Source organism: Streptomyces sp. NPDC060027 (assembly GCF_042737005.1).
GTDB lineage: Bacteria > Actinomycetota > Actinomycetes > Streptomycetales > Streptomycetaceae > Streptomyces.
In genome coordinates this window covers 17,845-28,042 of sequence record NZ_JBHWVI010000112.1, presented here as the reverse complement: position 1 = coordinate 28,042, position 10,198 = coordinate 17,845, and the positions used below count along the sequence as shown (strand labels likewise).

9 protein-coding genes are annotated in these 10,198 nt (G+C 71.4%); 4 read left to right on the top strand and 5 right to left on the bottom strand.

Going from position 1 to position 10,198, the window contains the following annotated elements:
- Together ACFWBT_RS25420 and ACFWBT_RS25415 are read left to right on the top strand one after the other, a co-directional pair.
- On the top strand, window positions 1–1,244 hold a 1,244-nt coding region (locus ACFWBT_RS25420), incomplete at its 5' end, for a protein phosphatase 2C domain-containing protein (protein WP_385704322.1).
- A complete protein-coding gene (locus ACFWBT_RS25415; RefSeq protein WP_385704320.1) occupies window positions 1,241–2,188 on the top strand; it encodes a hypothetical protein in 948 nt (315 codons plus the stop codon). The genes ACFWBT_RS25420 and ACFWBT_RS25415, both read left to right, overlap by 4 nt.
- Before the next feature lie 59 nt (window positions 2,189–2,247).
- Here the strand turns inward: ACFWBT_RS25415 and ACFWBT_RS25410 are convergent, their stop codons facing one another.
- Both ACFWBT_RS25410 and ACFWBT_RS25405 read right to left on the bottom strand, forming a co-directional pair.
- Window positions 2,248–2,868: an HAD family hydrolase gene (locus ACFWBT_RS25410; RefSeq protein ID WP_385704318.1), complete on the bottom strand. Its 621-nt coding sequence runs from the start codon at window positions 2,866–2,868 to the stop codon at window positions 2,248–2,250.
- Between the two features lie 8 nt (window positions 2,869–2,876).
- Window positions 2,877–4,163 (bottom strand): LCP family protein, encoded by a 1,287-nt coding sequence (locus ACFWBT_RS25405; RefSeq protein ID WP_385704315.1) that lies wholly within the window; start codon window positions 4,161–4,163, stop codon window positions 2,877–2,879.
- Between the two features lie 118 nt (window positions 4,164–4,281).
- On the opposite strand from ACFWBT_RS25405, the gene ACFWBT_RS25400 reads away from it, so the two are divergent.
- On the top strand, window positions 4,282–4,830 hold the full coding sequence (locus ACFWBT_RS25400) for an acyl-CoA thioesterase (RefSeq protein ID WP_385704313.1): 549 nt from the start codon (window positions 4,282–4,284) through the stop codon (window positions 4,828–4,830).
- Window positions 4,831–4,926: 96 nt separating this feature from the next.
- On the opposite strand, the gene ACFWBT_RS25395 is transcribed toward ACFWBT_RS25400, so the two are convergent.
- On the bottom strand, window positions 4,927–6,291 hold the full coding sequence (locus tag ACFWBT_RS25395; protein ID WP_385704310.1) for an LCP family protein: 1,365 nt from the start codon (window positions 6,289–6,291) through the stop codon (window positions 4,927–4,929).
- Between the two features lie 304 nt (window positions 6,292–6,595).
- Here ACFWBT_RS25395 and ACFWBT_RS25390 point away from each other — a divergent pair, with 304 nt between their 5' ends.
- Window positions 6,596–7,627: a glycosyltransferase family 2 protein gene (locus tag ACFWBT_RS25390; protein ID WP_385704307.1), complete on the top strand. Its 1,032-nt coding sequence runs from the start codon at window positions 6,596–6,598 to the stop codon at window positions 7,625–7,627.
- Between the two features lie 108 nt (window positions 7,628–7,735).
- Here ACFWBT_RS25390 and ACFWBT_RS25385 read toward each other — a convergent pair whose 3' ends face one another.
- Both ACFWBT_RS25385 and ACFWBT_RS25380 read right to left on the bottom strand, forming a co-directional pair.
- Window positions 7,736–8,155: a spore-associated protein A gene (locus ACFWBT_RS25385; protein WP_385704304.1), complete on the bottom strand. Its 420-nt coding sequence runs from the start codon at window positions 8,153–8,155 to the stop codon at window positions 7,736–7,738.
- 171 nt (window positions 8,156–8,326) lie between these two features.
- On the bottom strand, window positions 8,327–10,099 hold the full coding sequence (locus tag ACFWBT_RS25380) for an LCP family protein (protein WP_385704301.1): 1,773 nt from the start codon (window positions 10,097–10,099) through the stop codon (window positions 8,327–8,329).
- Window positions 10,100–10,198 lie beyond the last annotated feature (99 nt).

Here is a 10,198-nt window from a genome sequence, read left to right as displayed (position 1 = left end):
CCGGGCCGGCCCGGCAGTCGCCACCGGACACGTCGTCCGGGCCGGCCCGGCAGTCACCACCCGACACGTCCTACGGGGCGACCCGGCCGTCACCGCCGGACGCGTCGTACGAAACGACGCCGCCGGGGCCGCTGCCCGGCCTCGCCCCGCAGCCGCCCCGGCCCCGGTTCGAGAAGTCACCGCCGCCCTCGTCGTACGAACCGACGCCGGCGTCGCCCGTGCCCGGCTTCGCCCAGCAGCCGCCGTCGCCCCCGCACGCCTGCGGGTCGCCCGGGCCCGGGTCGGGACCCGCGACCGGACCCGCTCCCGAGCGGCCCGCCGCGCGCGCCATGGCCGTCCCGACGCTCGGCGCGCCGCTCCACTCCGGCCCCAAGCCCCCGCTGTACGCGCCCGAGCCCCTGGAACTCCCCTCGGTCCGGCAGGACCCGACCGCCGCGCTGACGCCCGACATGGTGGTGGACGGTGCCGGGTACGGCGCCCTGACGGTGCGGGCGGCGTCCGTGCGCGGCGACTCGCACCGCTATCAGGGCGAGCCGCGCCAGGACTCCCTGGCCGTGGTGCGCCTCGGGGCGCCCGGCGCCGACGGGTTGCTGCTGCTCGCGGTGGCGGACGGCGTGGGGTCGGCGGCCCGTTCGCACGTCGGCTCCCAGGAGGCCTGCCGGCTCGCCGCGATCGAGCTGGACAGCCTGTCCGAGGAACTCTCCGAAGCCCTGCGCTCGGGCGATCAGCCTCGGTTCGCCGTGCTGGCGGACACCGCGGTGGGCCGGGTCGCGACCCTCCTCGCGCACCGCGCCCGCGAGCACGGCGACGACCCCGCCGCGTACGCCACGACCCTGCGCGCCCTGCTCGTCCCGCTCGACCCACGCGTCCGTACCCGCGGCTTCCTGGCCGTCGGTGACGGCGGCACGGCGCTGCTGCGCGACGGCGCGTGGAACCTGTCCCTCACCGACCCCGAGCACGACGGCGACGGAATGATCGACACCCGCACGGCCGCCCTGCCGCACGGGCACCGCGCCCGCGCCCGGTTGCTCGCCCCGGCCCTGCCCGGCGACGTACTCGTGCTGTGCACGGACGGCCTGTCCACGCCCCTCGCGGGGGACGCCGGGATGCGGGACTTCCTGGGGTCCGGGTGGGGGACGGGGACCGCGCCGGCACCGGCCGACTTCCTGTGGCAGCTGCAGTACCGCGTGAAGTCGTACGACGACGACCGCACCGCCGTCGTCCTGTGGGAGGCCGCCCCGTGAGCCCCGCCGACGGCGCGGACGTGTCCCTCGGCTCGCTCACTCTCGGGGTGCGCGTCGGTGACGGCGGTCAGGGCGAGGTGTACGACGTCATCGGTCCGGGCGGGCTGCTGTACAAGAGCTACCGCGAGCCGGGGAAGGCCGCCGGCGGGGAACTCGCGGCGCTCGTCGCCCTGCGTCAGGGGCTCGCCCCCGCCGACCGGGACCGGCTGGACCGGGAGACGGCGTGGCCGCTGTGCCGGGTCATGGACGGCGGAAGGACGACGGGCTTCCTGATGAACCGCGCGCCGGACTCCATGACCTGGCGCACCGCGCGCGGCGAGGCGCGGCTGACCGACCTGTCCTATCTGCTCCGGGCTCCCAAGTCGGCCTGGCAGACCGTCGCGCAGCCGTCCCCGGCCGAGCGGTACGCGCTGGTGGTCGCCGTCGTCGGGCTCTTCCAGTGGCTGCACGCCCTGGGGCTGGTGGTCGGCGACGTGTCCCAGGCGAACGTGCTGTGGACCGTCCGGCCCGCACCCGGCCCGTATCTCCTGGACTGCGACGGCGTACGCCTGGTCGGCAGGCCCCCGGTCCTGGAACAGGCGGACACCCCCGACTGGCACGACCCGCTGGCCGCCCCCGGCACCGTCACGGTGGACAGCGACCGCTACAAGGTGGCCCTGGTGGTCGGCCGTGTCCTGAGCCAGGACGCGTACCTGGCCCCCGGCAAGCCCCTGCATCCGCTGACCGGCGTACTCGACGACCGGCGGGCCGACGCGGTCCGCGCCCTGTGGGAGCAGGCGTCCGGCCCCCGTGGCACCCGCCCCCACCTCGCCCAGTGGTGCACCGCGCTGGCGGGCCGCGACACCATCCGCCTGATGGCCGCGGAACCCGCTCCGCGGCCTGTCGTCGACCGCTCCAAGTTCGACGGCCCCCGCACCAGGGGCCGCATCACCCTACGCAACTGACCCACCGGCAACAGGAAATGGGGGCCGGGGGCGGGGGCAGGTCATGACCGCCCCGGTCCTCACAGCCCCCGCAGTGCCCGCCGCAGATCCCCGGCCTCCCGGTAGTGCACGGTGCGCATGCCCAGCGCGGTGGCCGTCTCGACGTTCTCCCAGGTGTCGTCGACGAACAGACACCGGTCGGCGGGGACGCCGGCGCGGTCGACGGCGAGGTCGTAGATGCGGCGGTCGGGCTTGGCGAGGCCCACGCGGGCGCTGCTGACGACATGGTCGGCGAGGTCGGTGAGGCCCAGCGCCGCCAGGTCCCGCTCCAGTTGGACGGACGCGTTGGTGACGAGGACGAGGGGCATCCGGGCGCGGGCCCGCCGCAGCAGCGCGACCACGTCCTCGTCGGCGTGGAACGGGGACCGGGCCAGCGCGGTACCCAGTTCCAGGGCCGTCGCCCCGGACACGAGCCCGGTCAGGGAGCGCGCGGTCGACCGCGCCCACTGGTCGGGCGTGATCCGGCCGAGTACCAGCGGAAGCGCCGTCTCCGGCGCGAAGGCCACCTTCATGGTGGTGCCCTCGGCCAGCCCGGCGGCCCGTTCCAGGGCCGCCAGGGGCGAAGGGTCGTAGATCCGGATCACGTTGTCGACGTCGCAGAGCACGGCGTCGAAGGGCCGTCCGGTGGAGACGGGGGACACGGTGGTGCTCAGTTGCCCGACACCGTGACCTGCTCGTCGTTCTTGAGCTCGTCCACCAGCTGCTTCACCTTCGCCTTGTCCCAGACGAGGTTGCCGCCGGAGGAGCCGGAGATCGGCATGTTCATGGACTTGCCGTCGCCACCGGTGACGCCCTTCATCGCCCAGAACATGTCGGCCAGGTCCCACAGGCTCATGTCCTTGTCGACGACCAGCGAGTCGAGGCCCGCGCCCATAGTCGGGTAGAGCTTGAAGGGGTTCAGGACGGTCGACGGGGTCGCGACCTGGTGGGCCAGGGCGGCCAGGAACTTCTGCTGGTTCTTGGTGCGCTCCAGGTCGGAGGCGGCGAAGGCGTGCCGGGTACGGACGAAGGCGAGGGCCTGCTCGCCGTTCAGCGTCTGCTTGCCCGCCTTGAAGTCGGCGCCCGAGTACTTGTCCTTGAAGCCCTTGTCGAGGGTCATCTCGACACCGCCGACCGCGTCGACGATGCTCGCGAACCCGCCGAAACCGATCTCCACGTAGTGGTCGATGTGCAGGCCGGTGTTGGCCTCGATGGTGCGCACGAGCAGCTCGGGCCCGTCCATGGCGTAAGCGGCGTTCAGCTTCAGGTGCTTGCCGGTGCCCTGGTACGTCTTGCCGGATTCGGAGCCCTTGAACGTGGGGATCTCGACGTCGGAGTCACGGGGCAGCGAGACCAGCGTCGAGCCGTTGCTCCCGGTGTGCAGGATCATCATCGAGTCGGTGCGCTTGCCCTCGGCGGAGCCGGTGTGCAGCTTCTTCTTCTCCTCGGCGGACATGCCGGCGCGGCTGTCGGAACCGACGATCAGATAGTTCGTGCCCTCGCCGGTCTCCGGCCGGTCTATGACCTTGGAGAGATCCACGTCACGGTGGAGCTTGGAGTCCGCCCAGAAGTACGTGCCGACGGAGACCACGACCAGCGCGGTGACCAGCGTGATCGCGGTCCACTTGATCCGGCGCCGCCAGTTCGGCGCGGGACGCCGCGGGTACGCGCCGTCGTCGCCGGGGCCCTGCGGACCGCCGGGGCCGCCCGGGGTCCCGTAGACATGGCCCGTGTTGTAGCCGGAGTCGTAGCCGTCGTCGTAGCCCTGACCGTCGACGTAGGACGGCTGGCGGGGCACCCCGCCGCCGTACGGCGGCGCGTCCTGGCCCGGTGCGGGTGCCGGTCCGCGGCGGACCTGGCGCATGACGCGGGCGCTCTCAGGCTGTGCGCCTGCGCTGCCGCGTCCGTAGCGGTTGCTGCGGTTGTCGTCGGACCACCCGTCGGGCCAATCGTTCATGCCGACCAGTGTGCAGCTCTCCACCATGTGTCTTACAAGAGAGCAGGGAGATCTGGGTCACGCCTGTTGCAGAGCTGATGCAAAGAGACCGACGCGTGCCCGGCATAAGGTGGAGGACATGACAGACCAGGCCCCCAACCCGGAAATCGACATTCCGGGCAAGCCGACCTCCGCGTCCCGAACCACCCTCAGCCACATCATGACCCACAACGACACGAACCTTCTGGGCTCGGTGCACGGTGGAGTGATCATGAAGCTCGTCGACGACGCGGCGGGAGCGGTGGCCGGGCGGCACTCCGGCGGGCCCGCGGTCACCGCCTCGATGGACGAGATGGCCTTCCTGGAGCCCGTCCGCGTGGGCGACCTGGTCCATGTGAAGGCCCAGGTCAACTGGACCGGCCGCACCTCGATGGAGGTCGGTGTCCGGGTCCTCGCCGAGCGCTGGAACGAGTCCACACCGCCCCAGCAGGTCGGCTCGGCCTACCTCGTCTTCGCCGCCGTCGACGCCGACGGCAAGCCCCGCAGGGTCCCGCCGGTCATCGCCGAGACCGAGCGCGACGAGCGCCGCTACCAGGAGGCGCAGATCCGCCGCACCCACCGTCTGGCCCGCCGCCGCGCGATCATGGAGCTCCGCGAGAAGCGCGCGGCGGAAGGCCTCGACGACTAGGACCTGTCCGGTCGGTCACGGTTGGAGGGGCGGGGGTCAGGGGCCGGGAGGGGCGGGGGTCAGGGGAAACGGGAGGCCCGGGTCGGGCGCCCGCGGTCACGGACACACCACCTGGTCTCCCGTCACCACCCCGAACTCCCCCTGATGCTGATCCTCCGCCCGTACCCGTGTGACCTGCTTGAAGTCCGCACCGGCGATCACCTTCAGCAGCGGGCCCTGTCCGGGAACGGCGCGCAGTCCGGAACCGGGCAGTGCGGTCGCGAGGGCCTTCGCGGAGCGGTCCCAGCGGGGGTCGTACGCGACGACGGTGCGCCGGACCGCGTGGTCCTTGGCCGTCGTGGGCCGGCCCGTCGTCCGGAACCCGGTGGCGGCGAGCGCGCTGTCGACCCGCTTGCCGAGGCCTGGCGTGGCGGTCCCGTTCTCGACCTGGACCCGGATCTGCTGCGGGGCCACCGCGACCCGGACGGCCTTGGGCCGCGGGGCCCGGCGCTCGGCGAGCGGCTTGTCGTCGCGCAGGGCCCGGAAGAGCTTCCCGGCCTTCGTGTCGTCCCACTTCAGGGTCGAGCCGATGCCCTTGACGACGTATCCCATCTGCCCGATCGGCACGGTCGTGAACTCGGACGAGGACGGGGAGAAGTTCCGCATCGCCCGGCCCAGATCCAGCAGTTCGTCCGTGCCGAAGCCCTTGTCGGCCCGCACCGAGCCCAGCACCGCCCGTGTCACGTCGCGGAACCTCATCGGGTTCAGCAGCACCCCGGACGAGGTGGCGTGCTCGACGAGCGCCGCCAGGAAGCGCTGCTGGCGCTGCATCCGGCCGAGGTCGGAGGAGCCGTCGGCGTGCCGGGACCGTACGTACTGCAGGGCCTGTCCGCCGCCCAGCAGATGCGAGCCCGCCGCCAGGTCGAGGCCGGTGTAGCTGTCCTTGAGCGGCTGCGCGGTGCAGATGCGGACGCCGCCGAGCACGTCCACCGTCTTCATGAAGCTGGTGAAGTCGACCTCCAGATAGTGGTCGATCTTCACGTGGGTCATGTTCTCGACGGTCCGCACGGTCAGGTTCGGGCCGCCCTCCGCGTACGCCGCGTTCAGTTTGAGGGGGTGGGGGCCGTGCCGTCTGCCGGTGACCGCGTCGGTGTGCTCGGGCGTCTCGGCGTACGAGTCGCGCGGCAGGCTGACGATGCTGGCGTGCTCCCGGTCCTCCGAGATGTGCACGATCATGACCGTGTCGGTGCAGTGGCAGGGCGCGCCGCCCAGCCGGTACTTCCGCCGCTCCGCCTCGGTGATCTTGTCCCGGCCGTCGGTGCCGACCAGCAGCACGTTCATGCCGTTGCCGGCCTGGGGCCGGTTCTTCATGTCCTTGAAGGGGTCGACCCGGGTGATGTCCGCGTCCAGGCTGGTCACCACCGCGTGCCCGATGCCCGCCGAGGCGAGGACCACCACGGAGAGGGTGGTCACCACCCGCATGGCCCAGCGGGGCTTCCTGCGCCGCACGGGGCGTGCGAGGCGTCCGTCGGGCCGCCGGTCGGGGCGCCGTCCGGGAGACGGCCGTGGGGGGCGCTGAGGGCGGGCGGGGGAGCGGGGCGGCGTGGGCAAGGGGGACACCTCCGCGAGGCTGGACGGGGGAGGGATGCGTTCCGCGAGGCCGGCCGGGGCCGCGTTCCGCTGGCGTGGGGATCCCTGAGCACGGTAGGCCCATACGATCTGCGGCCCGGTCCTTACGCCGGGCGGCGCGCGCCGGTGTCCCCCGTTCGCGGTAACGTGACGTCCGATGAGCGAGAAGTCTGACGTGCGGTCCCCCGCCGTTTCTGTGATCATGCCCGTCCTCAACGAGGAGCGGCATTTGCGCGGGGCCGTCCAAGCGATCCTGGCGCAGCGGTACGACGGCGAGATGGAGGTCGTGATCGCCATCGGTCCCTCAACGGACCGGACGGACGAGATCGCCGCCGAACTCGTCCGAGAGGACCCGCGGGTCCACACCGTGCCGAACCCGACCGGCCGAACGCCCGCGGCCCTGAACGCCGCGATCAAGGCGTCCCGGCACCCCGTCGTCGTGCGCGTCGACGGACACGGCATGCTCTCCCCGAACTACATCGCCACCGCCGTACGGCTCCTGGAGGAGACCGGCGCGCAGAATGTCGGCGGCATCATGCACGCCGAGGGCGAGAACGACTGGGAGCACGCCGTGGCCGCCGCCATGACGTCGAAGATCGGGGTGGGCAACGCGGCCTTCCACACGGGCGGCGCCGCGGCCCCGGCCGAGACCGTGTATCTCGGGGTCTTCCGGCGCGAGGCCCTGGAGCAGCAGGGCGGCTACAACGAGGAGTTCATCCGTGCCCAGGACTGGGAGCTGAACTTCCGGATCCGGGAGGCGGGCGGCCTCATCTGGTTCTCGCCCGAGCTGAAGGTGTCCTACCGGCCGCGGCCGTCCGTGAAGGCGCTCGCCAAGCAGTACAAGGACTACGGCCGCTGGCGGCATGTCGTCGCCCGCTACCACGAGGGCTCCATCAACCTGCGCTACCTCGCCCCGCCGACCGCCGTCTGCGCGATCGTGGCGGGCGTGATCGTCGGCGCGGCGCTGACCCCGTGGGGCTTCGTCGTCCCGGCCGGCTATCTCGCGGCCATCGGGCTGGGCTCGCTGCCCGCCGGCAAGGGGCTGCCGCCGAAGGCCCGACTCCAGATCCCCGTGGCCCTCGCGACGATGCACATGTCGTGGGGCTGGGGCTTCCTGACGAGCCCCAAGTCCCTGGCGAAGAAGGTAGTCGCGTCGCGTCGGCCGGCGGTCGTCGCCGGGACCCGCTGAGGCGACATCAGGGAAGGGCCTCCTGGACAGCTTGAGCCGCCTGTGCGCACGCCCGAGCTGTCGAGGAGGCCCTGATCCTTTGGCGCGCCGCCCGGCAGCCGGAGCTCGTCAGCCGCAGTGGACGCCGTAATCGATCTGGATGTAGCTCGCGTTGCCCGCGGAACCGCCGTAGTCGATACAGGAATGGGCGGCGTACACGTAGACCGGGCCCGCGTAGGAGCTGTAGGTGCCGGCGTCCATCTCGCTGGCCTTCCACACGGTGTCGGTCCGGTGGATCCGCAGCCGGGCGTCCAGATACGTCGACGTGCCCGGGTGGTCGTTGACGGTGACGACGCAGTTGTAGCCGGTGGCGCTGCTGTACGTGATGAAGGCCTTGCCGTCGCCGACGTCCTTGGAGCCGATCACGCTGTAACCGGACCCGCAGGCGCCGTTGTAGGAAGCTGCGGCCTCGGCGCTGCCGGTGGCGGCGATCATCCCCGCGGCGGTCAGGCCGAGGACGGCTGTCGCGGAGCCAAGTCGCTTGCCCACATTCATTGTTGAACCTCCATCAGTTTTCTGCAGAACGAAGATGATCATTCCGAAGGGGTGTCGGGCAGGCAACCTGGGCCGGCGTGACCTGTATCACCGCGAACGCCGCAGGGGCCTGCCGCTCGGGCGGCAGGCCCCTCAACCGTCGTACTCAGCAGCGCGGTTCGCCCACTACCACTGGTAGGGCTTGTACACGGGCATGCATTGACTCTTGTCCGCGCCGTTGATGGCGTCAGCGTTGGTCGGCAGGTCTCCGGCCTTCGGCTTCGACTTCTTCGGATAGGTCGTGCCGGTACGCCAGTCGGCGCCGACGAGGACGGTGACGCCCGATACATCGGTCGACTGCTTCACCGAGCTCATGGGGATCCCCAGTGCCTTCGCCACGGCCTGCGCGTCACCCTCCAGATCCGCACTCGGGTACTGCACGATCGTCCCGTTCTCGGACAGCGTTCCCGTGGTGTCGAACGACGCCCTGCTGAAGCCCTTCTGGGTGAGCACCTGGCTGATCGCTTGTGCCCGGCCGCCCACCGCGGCCTCGGTGGAGGTCTGAGTGGCGTTGCGCACCAGCACCCCCAGCCGGCTCGCGTCGACCGAAGGAGCCTTGGTCGCCTCGGCCTTGTCCGAGGCGTCCTCCGTCTCCGATGACTTGCCGTGCTTGTCGAACGGCACGTCGTCGCGGAGTATCTGCCACATCTTCTCGGCGTTGGCGCCGTCCGGTATGACGTGTGCCTTGGGGTTCAGAGGGTCCTCGGCCCACGGCATCGTCGTCTGGGTGATGCGGTTCGCCGGCACCGACTTCAGCTGCATGGCGAGGTCGTACAGCTGCTTGACCGTGCTGATCTCCTCGGAGACCTTGAGCGACTTCGTGGCCGCCTCGGCCAGGCCCGTGAGCCGACCGGTGTCGGTGAAGACGTTCTGCTGCTTCAGCGTGCGGATCATCGAGTTCAGGTACATGTGCTGGGCCCTCGCTCGCAGCGGGTCACTGCCCCAGGCATGCCGCGTCCGCAGCCACTGCAGAGCCTGGTTGTGCTTGACCTTCCACGTGCCGGCCTTCAGCTTCAGGCCCGAGCCGCCCGATACGCCGGGCAGCGGGCGGTCCCACACGTTCTGCTTCACGCAGACGTCGACACCGCCGATGGCGTCCGCCATCCTCACCACGCCCGCGAAGTCGATCGTCATCCAGTGATCGATGTAGACCCCGGTCAGGTTCTGCCAGGTGGCCAGCGTGCAGCCCGCCCCACCGCGGGCCAGCGTCGTGTTGATGATGTCGTTGGTCGCCGGGTACGTCTTGCCGGTATCGGGATCCGTGCACTTCGGGATGTCGACCCGGGTGTCCCGCGGAATGCTCACCATGGCGGCGCTCTCGCGGTCCGCGGACAGATGGATGAGCATCTGCACGTCGGCCAGCGGCGGGTTGCCGACGTTGTCCTTGCTGCCGCCGAGCTTCACGTTCTCGGCCGAGTTGCGGCTGTCGGAGCCGAGCAGGAGGATGTTCAGCGGCGTCTGCCCGGCAGCGTTCGGCGCGGTCTTCCTCGCCTTGGAGTCGCCGCTGCTGCGCTGGCCCTTCTGGATGTTGCTGTTCAGATGCCGGTAGTAGAGATAGCCGGCGCCGGCGGTGCCGAGTATCAGGAGCGCCAGCACCATCGCCGACCAGCGCAGTATTCGACGTCTGCGACGGGGTCGGCCTTTCCCGCGCCGCTGTCTGCCGTCGCCCCCGCCGTGCCTGCCCCGCCCCTTCGGAGCGAGCGGCATGGTGTCGTCGGCCGGACGGACGTCGTCACCGTCGGTGCCGGGGCGGGCGCTGCCGTTGTCCGCCGTGCTGCCGTCGTCCGCCGTACGAACGGGCTCGCCGTCCTCCCCGTACATGCTGTCGTCCCAGCCCAGTTCACCCGCCCGCGGTTCGCGCGGCCGTGCTCCCTCCCCACGCACACTGCTTTGCGCCATCTCCCCAGCCCCTCCCCACCCTGCGCCTGACAAACGGGTCCGTCGTACGTCCGGCCGGACGTTTTCACGCCCGGCCGTTCGCTTCTCGCGTCCTGTAGG

Coding starts and splice junctions, on each gene's coding strand:
- ACFWBT_RS25395 (WP_385704310.1), bottom strand. CDS start 6,291: ATGCGGGTGGTGACCACCCTCTCCGTGGTGGTCCTCGCCTCGGCGGGC.
- ACFWBT_RS25400 (WP_385704313.1), top strand. CDS start 4,282: ATGACAGACCAGGCCCCCAACCCGGAAATCGACATTCCGGGCAAGCCG.
- ACFWBT_RS25380 (WP_385704301.1), bottom strand. CDS start 10,099: ATGGCGCAAAGCAGTGTGCGTGGGGAGGGAGCACGGCCGCGCGAACCG.
- ACFWBT_RS25390 (WP_385704307.1), top strand. CDS start 6,596: ATGAGCGAGAAGTCTGACGTGCGGTCCCCCGCCGTTTCTGTGATCATG.
- ACFWBT_RS25405 (WP_385704315.1), bottom strand. CDS start 4,163: ATGAACGATTGGCCCGACGGGTGGTCCGACGACAACCGCAGCAACCGC.